Here is a 16832-nt window from a genome sequence, read left to right as displayed (position 1 = left end):
GGTACCTAAGTGGTATACTATCAGTAGCTTTATGTTAAGACAAAACGAAAATTCTCCCTCAGAGTTCCTGCGCTGTCTGAATCACCGTCAAACCGCCCAGTACGGGAGGTGAAAGAATGGAAAGGGAAAAAGTGATCGAGATATGTGATGGAGTTTATTGGGTTGGTGTAAAAGACTGGAATCGCAGGATTTTTGATGCATTAATTCCTCTGCCACATGGAACTTCGTACAACTCCTATCTGGTTAAAGGTACAGAAAAAGTGGCTCTTATTGATACTGTGAATCAAGGTTTTGAAGAAGAGCTGGAAGAAAAATTGAATGAAATAGTCAAAGTTGAGAACATAGATTATCTCATCATGAACCACGCTGAACCAGATCATGCAGGTGCGATTCCTTACATCATGAAGAAGAACACAAAATTACAACTAATCGCTACTGAAAAAGGTTCGAAAATGGCATCGATATATTACTCCGTCCCACCTGAAAGGATAAAAATAGTGAAAGATGGCGAAACAATCGATCTGGGTGGAAAGAGATTGAGCTTCATAGAAGCTCCTTTCCTTCACTGGCCCGAGACCATGTTCACTTACCTGGAAGAAGATAAGATCCTGTTTCCATGTGATTTCTTTGGTGCACACACGGCTTTTGGATTTTATGACAGCGACGTGGAAGATATAATGAGCCATGCGAAGAGATACTTCGGAGAAATAATGATGCCTTTCCGGATCATGGGTAAGAAAGCTCTAGATAAGATCAAAGGACTCAACATAAAAATCATAGCTCCGAGTCATGGGCCGATTTACAGGAATCCAGAAAAGATCCTCGATGCTTACAGAAAATGGACTAATGGTGAGACAAGAGAGAAGGCTATCGTTCTGTACGTGAGCATGTGGGGCTCGACAGAAAAGATGATAAAAACTGTCTCGGATACGTTGATATCCGAAGGAATAGAGGTGAGTCTGTACAACCTTGCACTTGCGGATATTGGAGATGTTGCAAAAGATCTTGTCGATACAAGGGCTTTGATCTTTGGTTCTCCCACCGTTCTCGGATCCATGCATCCTGTGGCGATATTCGGTGCCTATCTCTTGAAAGCATTGAAACCTCCCATTAAATATTGCGTTGTTCTCGGTTCCTACGGCTGGGGTGGAGGATCTGTGAAAGAAGCGTTGGATATGTTGGCTTCCACAAAAGTAGAAGTTGTAGGAGAACTGGAGGTTAACGGTCCGCCCACCACAGAAGATTATGAAAAGCTCAGGAAAATATGTAAGGATCTGGTGGTAAAAATAAAGGGAGATGAAAGGTATGACGGCAACTGATGTTTTGAAGGAGGAACATAGGGCTATAGAAACGATGTTGAATGTTCTTGAAAAGATCTGTAACAAACTTGAAGTCGGGGAGAAGATAAATGTTGATCATCTGGAACAGATTCTTGAATTCATCAGGATTTTTGTGGATAAATGTCACCATGGGAAAGAGGAAGATTTGCTTTTTCCAGCCATGGAGAGAGCTGGTGTACCGAAAGAAGGCGGTCCAATTGGAACCATGCTGTATGAACATGAAATAGGTAGAAATTACGTTGATAAATTATCCCATGGGATAGACGAATACAAAAAAGGAAACAACGAATCTGTGAAAGAAATCGTAGAGAACGCGAGAAATTACATATCACTTTTGAGGGAACATATCAACAAAGAAGACAACATCCTTTACGTGATTGCAGATACACATCTTTCACCCGAAAAACAAAAAGAGCTGCTGAATAGGTTTGAAAGACTCGAAGAAGAACGGATAGGAATAGGAAGGCACGAAGAATTGCACAAAGTTTTACAATTTTTAAGCAGAATTTATTTGGAAGAATAAGTTAAAAAACTTCAAAAATGTTTCATCCCAACTCCTTCACTCTCTCCCGTGTGAGGGCGGCTCTTTTTTCCCACTTGCCGGAGAGGAAGAAGAGGAGCTTCAGTGTACTTCGAAAGATGATGTCTGCGATCATTCCGATCCAGGCACCGAGAAGCCCAAGCTGGAAGTACTTCACCATCACGAAGGCGACGGGAAGCCTCACGGTCCAGATGGAGATGAAGGTGATGATCATCGGTGGAAGGGTGTTTCCCGTCCCCCTGAGGGCACCGTTCATGGTGAACTCCGTTGCCAGGAAGAACTGGAATAGCCCGATTATCTTGACGGGGAGCTTTGCGATCTCTATTATCTGTGGATCGCTGGTGAAGATGCGTATCAACGGTTCTGGAAAAAGAAAGATTACGATACCAACCGTCACCTGAAACAGAAGACTCAAGATCCATCCCTGTCGAATGACTCCAAGAACGTGTTCCTTGTTTCCCATTCCGTTGTACCTTCCAACCAGTGTGGTGATAGCGACCGAGATTCCAAACGCAGGCATGAAAGATAGAGACTCAACGTTTATACCTATTCTGTGTCCAGCGTACGCTTCAGCTCCTGCGATGAGCAGGATGTTTGCAAACATCAAAACACCTGTGGAAAAGACGAAGTTCTCTATGGCAGTTGGAAATCCAACACGGAGAATTTCTTTTTGACTGGACCACTTGGGAGGAACGAGTCCTTTTCTGAGCTGGAACTCCTCTCTTTTGAATATCACGTACGTGAGGATCCCTGCTCCCACGAATCTTGAGAGGATCGTCGCAACTGCTGCTCCTCTGACCCCCATCTCCGGGAATCCGAACTTTCCAAAGATCATGGCGTAATCGAGGAAAATGTTCAGAAAGTTCGTGAGACCGGTGACGATCATCGGGGTTCTTGTGTCACCAGCACCTCTGAGCATCGCAGAGAACACGGCCATGATGGAAAAGCCCATGGAGCCGGAAAGGATGACTTTCAGATACTCCTTCGCGGATGATTCTATTTCTCCTTCCAGATTCGGAAAGATGTTTATCAGCGCATCGGAGAGCGGTGTGAGGGCGGTGAGAATAACACCCGTGAATATGGCGAGAAAGACACTGTTCCAGGCAAGGGACCTCACAGCTTTCCTGTTGCCCGCTCCGATGGCGTTCGCTATCGTGACGGTGGCTCCCATACTGGCGGCGATCAGAACGACCTGAACCACCCAGAATATCTGGTTGGAGAGTCCCACACCGCTCATCGCTTTCCAGGAGTAGTGTCCCAAAAAGGCAGTGTCTGCCATTCCAAAGAGCATCTGAAGCACGTTTTCTCCCATGGCAGGAAGTGCCAATTTTATGAGTTCTTTTCTGATTTCTGGTACCTCTTCTTTCGGCAGGTAATTCTTGAAGAGTGAATATCTCATTCTCATCACCGGTTCTTATTCTACAACAAATAGTTCGTATGGTGAACCATTTGGTAAAATAATTGAACTGTTCTATAATTGAACTGTCAAAAAATGGGAGGTGAAGACATGGATGCTCTGGAAATATTCAGAACACTCTTTTCGCTGGTGATGAGGTTTTCCAGTTATCTTCCATCGAACGAAGAGGTCTCTGACATGAAAACAACGGAGCTCTACGCGTTCCTCTACGTGGCCCTCTTCGGCCCAAAGAAAATGAAAGAGATAGCGGAGTTTCTTTCCACAACGAAGAGCAACGTAACGAATGTGGTGGATTCTTTGGAGAAAAGAGGACTGGTCGTCAGGGAGATGGACCCCGTTGATAGAAGGACGTACCGAGTGGTCTTGACCGAAAAGGGAAAGGAAATCTTCGGAGAGATTCTTTCGAACTTCGAAAGTCTTTTGAAAAGTGTTCTTGAGAAATTTTCCGAGGAAGACTTCAAAGTGGTGAGCGAAGGATTCAATCGAATGGTGGAAGCCCTGTCGAGGGAGGGAAGGTAGCATGAGAAAGTACCTTTTCACCACAATATACGTGGTGCTGGTTTTTCTTTCGTTTCTCGTTGTTTTCTCCCTTGGAAAGATAGAGACCGGCCCTGAGGTGTTCCTTCCAGGTTACAATGGAGATCCCGAAAAGACTACGAACGAAAACGTGAAAAACCTCTTTCGTGTGAACAAGGAGTTCGGCGGTAGTTCTTCGATTGTGATCGTTGTCGAAAGCGATGAGAACTTCTTCGAAGACGCAAGGACTCTGCACGAACTCCACAGAGCTCTGGAGGAAAGAGAAGACATCTCTAGTGTTATGAGTCCTGTGAACCTTCCAAGGCTTTCTGGTTTCAGAATGGACTATTACTTCAAAGATGGGAAGATTTCAAAGGACGTATTGAACGACACAAACGCGAAGAGTTTCATCACAGAAGATGGGAAGTACGCACTTTTGAACGTGATTTTCAAAGAAGGTGTCAACGCACGGGACAAAATACCCGAGATAAAAAGGCTCGTGTCCAGCTACTTCGAGAAAAATTACCTCTTTGGTGAACCGGTGATAGACAGCGCTCTTTTCAAAGAACTGGTGAGACAGACTTTTGTTTATCCCGTTTTCATGTTTCTTGTGATCTTTCTTCTCTTCTATTATCAGTTGAGATCCTTCAGAGCGGCGATCTTTTCTTTGATAGTTCCTGTGCTGGCCACGTTTTTTGTGTTCGCTGTGTTTTTCGCTATGGGGAAGAGTCTCAACACCATGACCGTGATGACCATCACCTTCCTTCTCATCATCGGCTCTGCGTACGGGCTTCACTTCTACAACGCGCTGTTCAGGTTCAACGATAAAAGAGAGGCGGTAAAGCACATCTTCAAACCCATACTCTTTTCGATGCTCACCACTGCAGCGGGATTCATGTCTTTCATTTTCATCGATATAAGGGCGTTCAGAGAACTCGGAATTCTGGTTTCTTCTGGACTCGCTGTTGTGGTGCTTGTGATATTCACATCAGGTGTGGAGATCTTCAGAAACTACACTCCAAAGAGAACTCCGAGGAACTTTGGGATGAAATACGTGGGAAGAAAGATCGCTTTGATCGTCCTCGTTGTTTTCCTGGTGATGGCAGCTCTTTCACCGTTTCTGCTCAAAAGAGTACAGGTGGGTTCAGATATGGTGTCCTATTTTGACAGGGATTCCGAACTCAGAAAGGCTTACGACCTCATTGTGGAAAAGTTCAACACGAGAGAGCCGATCTATCTGGTGCTGGAAAAAAATGTTCCGTTCGTTGGAACAGATTCCAAAATTTTGAAAGAGCTGATCGAAAAGATAGAAAAGAGCGAGTACGTCTCCAGTGTGGTGTTTCCTGTGGATATTCCCGTTCCGATAATGTACACGCTCTCCAGAACGAACCCGTTTCTCAAAACTTTCGTTGGAGACAAAAACAGGATAAGGTTGATCGTCAACCTCACTCCGGAAGGATACGAGCATGTGAAGAAAGTGGTAGATCTGATCAACGAAGTAGTCAGCGAAACGGGATGGTCACACTACGTGGCGGGATCCGTTCTGATCTGGAACGATATCAACGAAAGCATAATGAGATCACAGATACAGAGTATCGTTCTCGCGTCCATCCTGATTTTTGCCATGGTCTTCATCATATTCCGAAGGCCGCTCACTACACTGAGTGTGATGATACCAATCGCTTTCACGACGGTGTTCAACTTCCTGTTCATGGCCCTCTTTGGCATCAGTCTGGATGTTTCCACTTCGATCACTTCCGGTATCCTCATGGGTCTTGTGATAGACTATTCCATTCACATTGCTTCAGAAGAGAGGAGATTGAGAGATCCGTACCTTGTGGTCAAGAACGTGGGACCGTCTGTTCTCACAAACGCGCTGGGTTTGATCTCGGGATTCGCTGTTCTTCTCTTCTCCGAACTCGCGCTCTTTAAAAACATATCTCTGCTCATGATGCTCGGAATAGGTGTTGGGGCCGTTTTCACGCTGATCGTTCAGCCGATGATACTGGAAAAGAGGAAGAACTCTTGACGCTTGCGGAAGAAGATGTTAAACTATCTGAACGGAGAGGAGTGCCGAGGTGGCGGAACTGGCAGACGCGCATGACTCAGGATCATGTGGGGGTTTCCCCGTGCGGGTTCAAGTCCCGCCCTCGGCACCAGCAGAAAGCGGAGGTCTTCCCTCCGCTTTTTTTTGGAGGAAAACGGGGTGAAAGAGATCGAGCTTTTCGGAACGAAAGTTCTATCGGGGACAAGGCGGGAATTCCTGAACGCGATCGAAGAGAGAATAGAGAAAAACATCAAAACCTTCGTTGTCACCATGAACGCTTCGATTCTTTTGAAAGCCATAGAAGATGCAGGATACAGAGCAATCGTGAACTCCGCAGACCTTGTAGTACCTGATGGTTTCGGCGTTGTCTGGGCCATGAAAACCCTCACAGGGGAGACGACTGAAAGGCTGCCTGGAGTAGAGATCATGAAACACCTCTGTGAAAGATCGAAAGAAAAAGGCTGGAAGGTGTATCTTCTCGGAACGAAAAGGGAAATCGTTGAGAAGGCAAAAGAAGTGCTGGAGAGATCGGGTGTGAGAGTTGTGGGCTGTCACGACGGTTTCTTCTCCGAAAAAGAATCACCGAAAATCGTTGAAGATATAAACAAAAATTCAACCGATCTTCTCTTCGTCGGAATGGGTGTTCCGCGTCAGGAGGAGTGGATATACAAGAACTTTCCACAGCTGAACGTGAAGCTCGCCATGGGAGTTGGAGGATCCATAGACGTCGTATCGGGCAAAAAGAAACGCGCACCAGAATGGGTTCAGAGGATGAACCTGGAGTGGCTTTACAGGTTTTTCCAGTCTCCTTTGAGTAAAAGAAAGGTACCGGTGCAGGTTTCAAAGTTCGTCTTTTTCGTTTTGAGAGAAAAATTGAAAAACAGAAACTGAAGGCTCTTTGATTCAAAGAGCCTTTATTTTTAAATGTCGGGAGGTGTTCCCATGGAGTTCGAAGGAGCGGTTACCAAGGTCAGTGGATGGAGATGGTTCCTGCTGGCACTTCAGCACTTCGTTGCCATGTTCGGTGCCACCGTTCTGGTTCCTCTCATCACTGGACTCGATCCTCTTGTGGCGCTTCTCACCGCGGGAATCGGCACACTCATATTCCATTTTGTAACAGGCGGGATTGTACCGGTTTTTCTCGGGTCGAGCTTTGCCTTCATCGCTCCGATTCTGGCAGTGAAAGAGATCTATGGAGATCTCGCCTACGCGACGGGCGGAATATTCGTGGCGGGTCTGTTCTATGTTCTGTACGCTTTGATAGTGAAGGCGGTTGGTCCGGAAAAGGTGAAAAAGATTCTCCCTCCCGTTGTCACCGGAAGTATGATCATGGTGATAGGGCTCACGCTCAGCCCCGTTGCCATCCAGATGGCATCGAGTGATTGGCCGCTTGCCCTCATCGTCATAGCCACTGTCGTTTTCGTTTCAACCATGACAAGAGGCTTCTTCAGCATGGTTCCGGTGATCACAGGAGTCGTCGTTGGATACGTCGCAGGACTCTTCATGGGAAAGATCGATACCAGTGCGATAGTGAGCACACCTCTCTTCAGCGTACCAAAAGTAATGCTTCCGAAGTTCGACTACGGAGCGATATTCATGATCGTTCCGGTGACTCTCGCTACCTTCATGGAACATCTTGGAGATATCACCACCAACGGGGCGGTTGTCGGTAAGAATTTCTTCGACAAGCCCGGTCTTCACAGAACACTCCTCGGTGATGGACTCGCAACTGCTGTGGCCGGCCTTCTTGGAGGTCCTGCGAACACCACTTACAGTGAAAACACGGGAGTGCTGGCCCTCACGAGGGTGTACGATCCTTCCGTCCTCAGAGGAGCCGCTCTTGTGGCAATATTCGCCGCCTTCGTGTCGAAGTTCGGGGCTATCCTCCAGACAATCCCTCAGGCGGTGATGGGAGGAGTGAGTCTCATCCTCTTCGGTATGATCACCTCCGTCGGTGTGAGAACCATGGTGAATGCAGAGGTGGATTTCTCCAAGCCAAGAAACCTCATGATCACCGCTCTGATGCTCACTGTTGGTATCGGTGGAGCGGTCTTGAAGGTAGGAAGAGTGGAGCTGAAAGGAATAGGGCTTGCCGCCCTCGTCGGTATCTTCCTGAATCTGATCCTTCCAGATAGAGATTGAGCCATCGTGATACAATCGAAATGAGGAGGTGGTAATCGATGGAGAACTTCGTCTTCCACAATCCCACGAAGATCGTCTTTGGAAGAGGAACGATTCCAAAAATAGGAGAAGAGATAAAGAACGCGGGAATCAAAAAGATCCTTTTCCTATACGGTGGCGGATCGATAAAGAGAAACGGTGTCTATGATCAGGTTGTCGATTCACTGAAAAAGCACGGAATAGAGTGGGTAGAAGTATCTGGTGTCAAGCCGAATCCGGTTCTCTCCAAGGTCCACGAAGCCGTTGAGTTGGCGAAAAGAGAAAAGGTGGAGGCCGTTCTTGGTGTTGGTGGAGGAAGCGTTGTGGATTCTGCAAAAGCAGTAGCGGCTGGTGCTCTTTACGAAGGCGACATATGGGATGCTTTTATCGGTAAATACCAGATCGAGAAAGCCCTTCCTATTTTCGACGTGCTCACAATCTCGGCGACAGGAACGGAGATGAACGGTAACGCTGTGATAACGAACGAGAAAACGAAGGAAAAATATGGAGTGAGTTCGAAGGCTCTCTATCCAAAAGTATCCATAATCGATCCTTCTGTTCAATTCACTCTTCCAAAAGAACAAACAGTTTATGGAGCGGTGGATGCGATCTCACACATCCTCGAGTACTATTTCGATGGGAGCAGTCCTGAGATCTCCAACGAAATAGCGGAAGGTACTATCAGAACGATCATGAAAATGACAGAAAGGTTGATAGAAAAACCGGATGACTACGAAGCAAGGGCAAATCTCGCGTGGTCTGCAACGATCGCCCTCAATGGAACGATGGCAGTCGGAAGAAGGGGCGGAGAGTGGGCTTGCCATAGGATTGAGCACTCCCTCAGCGCTCTTTACGATATTGCACACGGAGCGGGTCTCGCCATTGTGTTTCCGGCGTGGATGAAGTATGTGTACAGAAAGAATCCTGCGCAGTTCGAAAGGTTTGCGAAAAAAATCTTCGGATTTGAGGGTGAGGGAGAGGAACTGATCCTGAAAGGGATAGAAGCTTTCAAAAACTGGCTGAAGAAGGTAGGAGCTCCTGTGTCCCTCAAAGATGCGGGAATCCCAGAAGAAGACATAGACAAGATCGTGGACAACGTCATGCTTCTTGTGGAAAAGAATCTGAAACCTAAAGGAGCGAGTTTGGGAAGAATAATGGTGCTCGAAAGAGAAGACGTTCGTGAAATATTGAAATTAGCGGCGAAATGAAATAAAATATGAAGATGGAAGGACGCGGAGGCGTGTCCGAACTGGCTAAGGAGCCGGTCTCGAAAACCGGTGGGCCGTGAGGCCCTTGTGGGTTCGAGTCCCACCGCCTCCGCCATTTTTTTGTATAACAGAACAGGGGGTACGAGAGATGGAGATAGAAGCCGTCGAAAAGGAAGCCATCGAGAAATTATCGAAGATATCGAACGTTCAAGAGCTGGAAAGTTTCAGGATAGAATTTCTCGGGAAGAAAGGAAAAATCACTGGCTTGATGAAAAACCTCAAGAATCTCCCACCTGAAGAAAGGCCTGCCTACGGTAAAAGAGTGAACGAACTCAGAGAGAAGATAGAAAAACTCTTCGAAGAAAAGAGACAGCAAATCCAAAGGATACTCGAACAGGAAAAGATGGAAAAAATGAGAATAGACGTCACAGTACCGGGGGCAAGGAGGAAACTTGGACATTCTCACCCTGTTCTGAAGGTTATGGAAGAGATAGAGAGAATCTTTGTATCGATGGGATTCGATGTAGTGGAAGGACCGGAGATCGAAACAACCTGGCACAACTTCGACGCACTGAACACACCGGAATGGCATCCAGCCAGGGACGAACACGATTCTTTCTACATAACGGATGATCTCCTTCTCAGAACTCACACTTCTCCCGTTCAGATCAGAACAATGCTCGAGAGAAAACCTCCCATCGCTATCATATCACCCGGAAAAGTTTACAGAAGAGACTACGATGCAACGCACCTTCCCATGTTTCACCAGGTGGAAGGGTTGCACGTAGATAGAGATCTCAGCGTGGCTCATTTGAAATTCACCCTCGAAGAGTTCGCTCGAAGAATGTTCGGCGAGAGTGCGAAGGTGCGTTTGAGGCCGAGCTTTTTCCCGTTCACGGAACCGAGTTTTGAGGTGGATGTCTATCTTTCCGGGTACGGATGGTTGGAGATTCTGGGAGCAGGCATGGTCGATCCGAACGTTTTTTTGAATGTAGGATACGATCCGGAAGAATGGACGGGTTACGCGTTTGGAATGGGAGTGGAAAGAATCGCCATGCTGAAGTACGGCATAACAGACATAAGAGAGTTTGTCAGAAACGACGTGAGATTTCTCAGCAGCTACTGATGGGGGTGTGATGAGGTGAGAGTTCCCGAGTCTTGGCTCAGAGAATTCGTAGATCTCGACTGGGACATTGAGCAAATAGCGGAAAAACTCACTTTTTCTGGCACGAGTGTGGAGGATATTCTGAGACCGTTCAACGTTTCCGGAGAGATAATCACAGCGAAGGTGATAGAACGCTTCGATCATCCGGCTTCAGAAAAGCTCATAGTGTGCAAGGTGGACACCGGAAAGAGAATCTACACGGTCATCACAGCCGATAAAACCGTGAACGAAGGAGACTACGTCATACTGGCTCTCGAAGGATCCACCCTGAACAACGGTCTCAGGATAGAGCCTCGTGAGTTCAAAGGGGTTATCTCGGAGGGTATGCTTTGCTCACTTGAAGAATTGGGACTTGAGGAAAAATCCGACCGGGTTTATCGTTTCCCTGAGCCCGTGGAACTCGGTGTGAACGTGGTAGAGAAATATGGACTCAACGAAAGAGTCCTGGACATAGAGATAACTCCGAACAGACCTGATTGTCTTTCGATTATTGGTGTTGCGAGAGAGCTTTCTGCCCTCAGCGGAAGGCCCTTGAAGAAGCCTCAACCCGATGTCTCTTTTGTGGATGAAGATGTTAAGTTCGATGTGGAGATAGAAGACGTGGAAGGTTGTCCCAGATACTCTGCTCGAATAATGAAAGGTGTCACCGTGAAAGATTCACCGATCTGGATGAAGGCGAGGCTCGTAGCGGCAGGGGTTCGTTCTCTGAACAACGTGGTCGACGCCACGAACTACGTGATGATCGAGCTGGGACATCCCGTTCACGCGTTCGATCTGAACAGGCTCAAAAATAAAAGAATCGTTGTGAAATCTGCAAGAGGTGGAGAAAGAGTCCTGCTACTCGATGAAAAGGAGTACGAACTGAAGGGCGGAGAGATCTTGATAACGGACGGTGAGAACGTCCTCGCACTTGGCGGAATCATGGGAGGAATGGAATCTGGTGTGTACGATGACACCAGAGATCTGGTGCTGGAAGTGGCTTACTTCGATCCTGTGAGGATAAGAAAGGCAGCCAAAGTGCTTGGAATCAGCTCTGAGTCTTCTTACAGGTTCGAACGTGGTGTGGATCCAAACGATGTGGAGCTCGTATCTTTGAGACTCGCAGAATTGATTCAAAAGCTGGCCGGAGGCCATGTTCTCAAGAAATTCTGGGATGTTTATCCTCGAAAGATAGAGCCCAAAAAGGTGATGCTCAGAAAAGCCAGGATCGAAAAGATACTGGGAACGAAAGTTGAAGAGCCGGGCGATATTCTCAGACGACTTGAATTCCAGGTGGAAGACAGAGGAGACAGTTACGAAGTCCTTGTTCCCACCTTCAGGCCCGATGTTGAAAGGGAGATAGACCTCATAGAAGAGATAGGAAGGATTTACGGGTACGAAAAAGTCGAGTCGAAAGTGATAAGCGTTCCCGCGGTAAACCGCGGCTGGGGCGAGAAACAGCTCTTCAGAAAGGAAATTTCTCAATTCATGAAAGGAATGGGATTCGATGAAGTGGTGACCTTCTCCTTTGTGGACTCCCAGAAGGTTAAAAAGTGGCCTCTGGTGGACAGAGAACCCATAGCTCTCTCCAACCCAATCGCTTCAGATATGGACGTAATGAGGACGTCACAGTTTTACAGCCTGATACAAGTGCTCGCTGAAAATTTCAAGAGGCAGAACAGAGATCTGAAGCTCTTCGAGATTGGAAAGATTTACTTCAAGGAGAATGGAAACTTCAGGGAGATAGAGACACTCTCTGCCATGAGCTGTGGACTGGAAAATCCGGGAGACTACACCGATAAAAGAAGCGTGTCCTTCTACACGATCAAGGGAGTTCTCGATGAGCTCTTCTTCAGGCTCGGAGTGAACGTCGTATACAGAGCTGTAGAGATACCTGGATTGTTCCCAACCAGATCCGCTCGTATCTACGTGGAAAACAGGGAGATCGGTTTCATTGGAATGGTCGATCCAAAGCTCCTCGATGAGTACGATGTGAAGGAGGATACCTACTTCTTCGAGATAGACATGGAACTTCTGAGAGAATACGCATCGAAGAGACCCGCTTACAGGCCCACACCGAGATTTCCCGCTGTGAGAAGAGATATCTCCTTCCTGCTCCCGAAAGGATTTGAGTCTGTGAAGATCATCGAACTTTTCAAAAAGAGCGGAGGAGATCTGGTGGAGGAAGTGGGAGTGTTCGACATCTATGAGGGTAAAGGGATCCCGGAAAATATGGTGAGCGTTACCTTATATGTGGTGTTCAGACATCCAGAAAGAACCCTGACCGATGAAGAGGTGAATAAAATCTTCGAAGAGATGGTGCAGAAAGCAGAACGAGAATTTGGAATAAGAAGGAGATTCTGAAATTAAAATGAAGAGGGGCTAACGCCCCTCTTCTGTTTTCACATTGAGCAGTCCTCTGAGTATCATTTCCTGGATGTTTTGAAGCAGTCTCTTATCCTTTGGAACGTCTCCGAACGAATTGACTATCAGTTCCGCAGCGGCCCGGGAATCGAGATCTTTGTAAACGTAGTTTTGTTTCTTCCCTTCTTCTATGAGTTCTTCGACTCGCTTTATGAAGCTTTCATAACGTTCTCTGAGTTTCGACCATTTTTCTTCTTCGAATCTGACGGTCGATTTTTCTTTCTCGATGATTTCGTTCAAAACGGTTTTATTCAGGACAAAATCAACGTAGGACTTCAGAAACTTCTTTATCTTCGCAAAGTAAGAATTCGTCTCTTCGGTGACGGCGAAAAGATGGCTCTCCAGCTCCTCGAGTGCTTCTCTCCAGACTTCTTCGAAGAGTTTGTCTTTGCTCGGAAAATAGTAGTAGATGAGGGCCTTCTTCACACCGGCCTCACGTGCGATTTCTTCCATACTTACTCCATCGTAGCCGTATTTTGAGAATGCCTTCCTCGCCGCTTCGAGGATTTTCCTCCTTGTTTCGGAGCTCAATTCAATCCCTCCACATCAGTCCCTGTAGCGTTTATCCACTGCGAGGAGTTTTTCTTTGTCTGCGTACCTCCTCATTCTCACTTCGTAGCTGTAAACTCCTCTGTTGGCAGGATAGATCTCGGAGTAACCTTCTTCGTACCAGAGTTTGTCTGCGTATTTCTTCCATTCGGCTGCGAGTTTGTCCAGTTCGGGCGCGAGATCTGTGATGACCCTTTCGGATCCCTCGTGCTGTGGTTTTGCGTTGAAGGCTCTCACCATGGCTCTGAAGACTTTCGGGTTGTCAATTATCGGACACGGTCTGAAGAGATTGTCGCTGTAAGGGATCATCCTCTTGTAGGCTTCGAAGAACGGTGATCTCAAGATGTCGATGAGTTTTTTCTCACGAATGCTGTCCACCGCGAACTGCTGGAAGACACAGGGTTCTACATAGCCTTTCGCGTTTATGTGGAGGTACTTGGCACCTGCTGCGAGACAGCCATTGGTGAGGAACCCGTGGTTCCAGAAGTCGGCAACGAAAGCGAATCTTCCGCTGAGTCTGAGCTGTTCGAGTTTGTGGAATCTTTCGTATCTCTGCTGTGGTGTGGGAACGAGGTCCATCGTTGGATTCATTCCCACGGGCATGAACTGGTAAACCCACACGTAAGAAACTCCCTGTTCTTCGAGAAAGTCCCAGAATTCATCTTTCATTATGGTATCGTGGTTCATTCGTGTTGCCGTCACAGAAGCTCCGAAGATCACACCATGTCTTCTGAGCCTTTCCCAGGCTTCGAGGACTCTCTTGAATATTCCCCTTCCTCTTCTCCAGTCTGTGTCGGTTTCAAATCCTTCCACAGATATGGAGACCGTCACATTTCCAAGTTCTGCGAGTTTCTTAGCGGTTTCTTCTTTTATCAGAGTTCCGTTGCTGTAAACGAGGAAGTAGCTGTCTTTGAACTCTTCGAATATGTCCATCAGGTGAGGCCAGAAGAAGGGCTCACCACCGGTGATGATGAAGAAGTATATTCCCAGGTCGTTGGCCTGTTTCAAGATGTCTCTGACTTCATCGTGGGAGAGCTCGTATTTTCTACCGTAAAGTCCCGCATAGCACCCAACACAGTTCAGATTACAAGCGTATGTGGGGCTCAGAACGAGGAGTTTTGGGAGCACCGTTTTGTACTCGTGCATCTTTTCCTGCCTGATAGGTTCTCCGAGAGCGAACTCGTTGATGATCAGGTTGTTTATAACCCCTTCAACACACCTTGGACTTGCTTTTTTGAAAACGTTCACCCATGACATCACCATGGGATGTCTTTCTTTTGCGAGGTCAGCCAGTTTTCGAAGGCCGCTCTTCGCGGGCTCCTTCGTGAACATACTCAGGGTACCGAAGATTTTTCCAAGAGTTTCCACTTCAGCGTTTCTGACAAATGAGCCAACGAGTTTTCCCGCCTGACGATAGATCATTCCTTTGATTCCACCTACTGCCATCCAACCACCTCCATATTTTTTTACTTACCGGTCGGTAAAAATATTCTATGCACACATAATAACAATCGAGTTTCATTTAAGTTACTTTATGTTGTACCGTTCTTTGTTCAGGAAACAAATAGCTTCGTCTTTTTCGTGCTCTCTCAGCAAGTAGTAAGCCTTGCAACCTCCACCGCATTCGTTCAGGATGGGACACTGCTGGCAGGAAGCCGGGGAAGGAATGGGAGTGTATTCGTGCCAGATTTCCGAGAATTTCTTTTCTCTAACGTTCCCCATGTAGAATTCCTTTCTGTATCTGAAGTGCCCACAGGGGACGACTGTGCCATCGGCCAGAACCGATGCATGTGTGATTCCTGCGGAACACGGCTTTCCTGATATAGATTCTTCCACGTAAAATGTCAAATGGTTTTTGTAATTTTCTATCACTCCAAGGACGTGTTTTATAGCCACTCTCCACTCCTCGGGATTCATATCCAGTTCTCTTGCATGGATCATGCCCCTTCCAACCGGTATGAACCTATCCACATACAAAGCATTAACTCCCAATTCCAGTGCGAGTTTTACCATATCTTCGAACTTTCTCCAGTTTCTCTTGTTTATCACGTTCAAAATGGTGACCTGAAACCCTTCATCCACGAAGTTTTTGATGCCTTGAACTGCTCTTTTGAAGTTTCCGGTTCCTCTCACAAAGTCGTTGGTCTCAGGATCTGGTCCTTCAAGGGAAACTCCAATAAGCACGTCGGGATTGGCCTTCTTTATTTTCTGTACCATTTCCTTGGTGGCGAGCGAACCGTTGGTGTTGATCATGAGACGCTGTCCGACCTCTTTTCCGAAGGCAAGAATATCCAGTATTTGAGGGTGAAGAAGAGGTTCGCCACCCACAATATCGAGAGCCCAGGTGCCCAATTCTTTCATATCGAGTATCAGTTCCTTTATTTCTTCGAAACTCAGCTCTTCAGGATGTGGTTTTCCGGCCTCGCAGTAGCAGTGTTTACATCTGAAGTTGCATCGCAGTGTCAGTTCGTATTCCACAATAAAAGGTGGGTTTCGCATCCAATCACCTCCAGGATAGATTTTAACCCTGGAGACGTTTTATTACATTCTCCGGGTTTTAATTGTAATGATCCATACAAGTCCAATTAAAGGTTTGGGGTTAGAATCAAAAACGAGGTGATGCCTCTTGGAGAAGAAAGTATCCAGAAATCCCCGTGTTTTATCGCAGATAGATTTGCTCAAATTGATGACCGATGGAGATGAAAGTGCTCTCAGGGAAATAAAGAGACGTTTGGGCCTTGACGAGAAGAAAGAAAGAGATAACGATGAAAAGCAGAAAGTTTCCGATAAGATTTGAAAACTTTTCCTTATCCGTGGATGGTAAAAGTGTGCTTGAGAATATTACTCTTTCCTTTGTTGAAGGAATGAACGTCCTTTACGGCCCAAGAGGATCTGGGAAATCTTCCCTCCTCAGATCAATTGTCAAGTTGAACACCGAAATATTCAATGAGATTTCCAGAAGCGGTTCCGTCTATTTGTTCGATCAAAACGTTGAGGATCTTGATGACATTTACGTTAGAAAAAACGCTCTGTATCTCGATACGAGCTTCATCGATGCGATGAACCAATACACATTCGATGAATTTCTTAAACTCGCTCTGAAAAGAAAGATTTCTCTGGAGAATTTTTCCGAGAAACTCGATGATCTTGGAATACTGAAGATGCTCGTCCGCGGTCAAAAGACCCCCCTTTCTGTGTTTTCGCCTGCCGAAAAGATCTCCCTCCTTCTTTTCATTCTCGAGCAGAAAAAGCCTCGCGTTATTTTAATGGACTGTCTGCTGGATCACCTGGACGATGAAAATCTGGAGAAGATAATGGACATGTTCCTCAAGATGAAGGAAGAACGAACTTTTGTCATATCCACCCGCATTCTTCAGAGGTTTCTCTACATCGCCGATTTGTTGGTGATACTGAATAATGGTAGAATCAATTATACGGGGAGTCCAAAGGATTTTGTTTTGAGAATGTGACTCCTCACTTTTGACT

The 16832-nt window shown here is 46.5% G+C and carries 15 protein-coding genes and 2 tRNA genes; 13 read left to right on the top strand and 4 right to left on the bottom strand.

Annotation, left to right across the window (positions count from 1 at the left end):
• Window positions 1–116 precede the first annotated feature (116 nt).
• Together T2812B_RS00585 and T2812B_RS00580 are read left to right on the top strand one after the other, a co-directional pair.
• A complete protein-coding gene (locus tag T2812B_RS00585) occupies window positions 117–1319 on the top strand; it encodes an FprA family A-type flavoprotein (RefSeq protein ID WP_008192980.1) in 1203 nt (400 codons plus the stop codon).
• Complete coding sequence (locus tag T2812B_RS00580; protein WP_008192982.1) at window positions 1306–1863, top strand: hemerythrin domain-containing protein; 558 nt, start codon at window positions 1306–1308, stop codon at window positions 1861–1863. Before T2812B_RS00585 ends, T2812B_RS00580 begins: the two co-directional genes overlap by 14 nt.
• A gap of 22 nt (window positions 1864–1885) precedes the next feature.
• Here T2812B_RS00580 and T2812B_RS00575 read toward each other — a convergent pair whose 3' ends face one another.
• Entirely contained in the window at window positions 1886–3280 is a 1395-nt protein-coding gene (locus tag T2812B_RS00575; RefSeq protein ID WP_008192984.1) for an MATE family efflux transporter, read from the bottom strand.
• Window positions 3281–3388: 108 nt separating this feature from the next.
• On the opposite strand from T2812B_RS00575, the gene T2812B_RS00570 reads away from it, so the two are divergent.
• The 9 genes from T2812B_RS00570 to pheT all read left to right on the top strand — a co-directional run bounded on the left by T2812B_RS00570 (window position 3389) and on the right by pheT (window position 12737).
• Window positions 3389–3817: a MarR family winged helix-turn-helix transcriptional regulator gene (locus tag T2812B_RS00570; RefSeq protein WP_008192986.1), complete on the top strand. Its 429-nt coding sequence runs from the start codon at window positions 3389–3391 to the stop codon at window positions 3815–3817.
• A 1-nt stretch (window position 3818) separates the two neighbouring features.
• Window positions 3819–5843 carry an RND family transporter gene (locus tag T2812B_RS00565; RefSeq protein ID WP_008192988.1) on the top strand — a complete coding sequence of 675 codons (2025 nt, stop codon included), beginning with the start codon at window positions 3819–3821 and terminating at the stop codon, window positions 5841–5843.
• A 43-nt stretch (window positions 5844–5886) separates the two neighbouring features.
• Window positions 5887–5973 (top strand) — tRNA-Leu (locus T2812B_RS00560).
• 47 nt (window positions 5974–6020) lie between these two features.
• Window positions 6021–6752, top strand: coding sequence for a WecB/TagA/CpsF family glycosyltransferase (locus T2812B_RS00555; protein ID WP_038050816.1), 732 nt, complete (start codon window positions 6021–6023; stop codon window positions 6750–6752).
• A 51-nt stretch (window positions 6753–6803) separates the two neighbouring features.
• Window positions 6804–8003, top strand: a complete 1200-nt coding sequence (locus T2812B_RS00550; RefSeq protein WP_008192994.1) for a uracil-xanthine permease family protein — start codon at window positions 6804–6806, stop codon at window positions 8001–8003.
• 38 nt (window positions 8004–8041) lie between these two features.
• Window positions 8042–9229: an iron-containing alcohol dehydrogenase gene (locus T2812B_RS00545; RefSeq protein WP_008192996.1), complete on the top strand. Its 1188-nt coding sequence runs from the start codon at window positions 8042–8044 to the stop codon at window positions 9227–9229.
• 26 nt (window positions 9230–9255) lie between these two features.
• A tRNA-Ser gene (locus tag T2812B_RS00540) sits at window positions 9256–9344 on the top strand.
• 33 nt (window positions 9345–9377) lie between these two features.
• The gene (pheS, locus tag T2812B_RS00535; RefSeq protein ID WP_008192998.1) at window positions 9378–10355 is read left to right on the top strand and encodes a phenylalanine--tRNA ligase subunit alpha; all 978 of its coding nucleotides are present in this window, start codon (window positions 9378–9380) and stop codon (window positions 10353–10355) included.
• A 15-nt stretch (window positions 10356–10370) separates the two neighbouring features.
• Entirely contained in the window at window positions 10371–12737 is a 2367-nt protein-coding gene (gene pheT / locus T2812B_RS00530) for a phenylalanine--tRNA ligase subunit beta (protein ID WP_008192999.1), read from the top strand.
• An 18-nt stretch (window positions 12738–12755) separates the two neighbouring features.
• On the opposite strand, the gene T2812B_RS00525 is transcribed toward pheT, so the two are convergent.
• The 3 genes from T2812B_RS00525 to T2812B_RS00515 form a co-directional block, all read right to left on the bottom strand.
• Window positions 12756–13328, bottom strand: a complete 573-nt coding sequence (locus T2812B_RS00525; RefSeq protein ID WP_004080830.1) for a TetR/AcrR family transcriptional regulator — start codon at window positions 13326–13328, stop codon at window positions 12756–12758.
• A 15-nt stretch (window positions 13329–13343) separates the two neighbouring features.
• Window positions 13344–14792, bottom strand: coding sequence for a radical SAM protein (locus T2812B_RS00520; protein WP_004080829.1), 1449 nt, complete (start codon window positions 14790–14792; stop codon window positions 13344–13346).
• 81 nt (window positions 14793–14873) lie between these two features.
• Window positions 14874–15845 carry a radical SAM protein gene (locus T2812B_RS00515; protein ID WP_008193002.1) on the bottom strand — a complete coding sequence of 324 codons (972 nt, stop codon included), beginning with the start codon at window positions 15843–15845 and terminating at the stop codon, window positions 14874–14876.
• 127 nt (window positions 15846–15972) lie between these two features.
• Between T2812B_RS00515 and T2812B_RS00510 the strand changes: the two genes are divergently transcribed.
• Both T2812B_RS00510 and T2812B_RS00505 read left to right on the top strand, forming a co-directional pair.
• Window positions 15973–16143: a hypothetical protein gene (locus T2812B_RS00510; protein ID WP_004080827.1), complete on the top strand. Its 171-nt coding sequence runs from the start codon at window positions 15973–15975 to the stop codon at window positions 16141–16143.
• A 31-nt stretch (window positions 16144–16174) separates the two neighbouring features.
• Window positions 16175–16816 carry an ATP-binding cassette domain-containing protein gene (locus T2812B_RS00505; RefSeq protein ID WP_008193004.1) on the top strand — a complete coding sequence of 214 codons (642 nt, stop codon included), beginning with the start codon at window positions 16175–16177 and terminating at the stop codon, window positions 16814–16816.
• Window positions 16817–16832: the final 16 nt, after the last annotated feature.

The sequence above is a fragment of the Thermotoga sp. 2812B genome, from assembly GCF_000789335.1.
Taxonomy (GTDB): Bacteria; Thermotogota; Thermotogae; order Thermotogales; family Thermotogaceae; genus Thermotoga; species Thermotoga maritima.
This window is presented reverse-complemented; position numbering and strand designations above follow the sequence as displayed.

Excerpts from the sequence above, each read along its gene's own strand:
- T2812B_RS00585 (WP_008192980.1), top strand. The coding sequence starts at position 117 with ATGGAAAGGGAAAAAGTGATCGAGATATGTGATGGAGTTTATTGGGTT.
- T2812B_RS00580 (WP_008192982.1), top strand. The coding sequence starts at position 1,306 with ATGACGGCAACTGATGTTTTGAAGGAGGAACATAGGGCTATAGAAACG.
- T2812B_RS00575 (WP_008192984.1), bottom strand. The coding sequence starts at position 3,280 with ATGAGATATTCACTCTTCAAGAATTACCTGCCGAAAGAAGAGGTACCA.
- T2812B_RS00570 (WP_008192986.1), top strand. The coding sequence starts at position 3,389 with ATGGATGCTCTGGAAATATTCAGAACACTCTTTTCGCTGGTGATGAGG.
- T2812B_RS00565 (WP_008192988.1), top strand. The coding sequence starts at position 3,819 with ATGAGAAAGTACCTTTTCACCACAATATACGTGGTGCTGGTTTTTCTT.
- T2812B_RS00550 (WP_008192994.1), top strand. The coding sequence starts at position 6,804 with ATGGAGTTCGAAGGAGCGGTTACCAAGGTCAGTGGATGGAGATGGTTC.
- T2812B_RS00545 (WP_008192996.1), top strand. The coding sequence starts at position 8,042 with ATGGAGAACTTCGTCTTCCACAATCCCACGAAGATCGTCTTTGGAAGA.
- pheS (WP_008192998.1), top strand. The coding sequence starts at position 9,378 with ATGGAGATAGAAGCCGTCGAAAAGGAAGCCATCGAGAAATTATCGAAG.
- T2812B_RS00520 (WP_004080829.1), bottom strand. The coding sequence starts at position 14,792 with ATGGCAGTAGGTGGAATCAAAGGAATGATCTATCGTCAGGCGGGAAAA.
- T2812B_RS00515 (WP_008193002.1), bottom strand. The coding sequence starts at position 15,845 with ATGCGAAACCCACCTTTTATTGTGGAATACGAACTGACACTGCGATGC.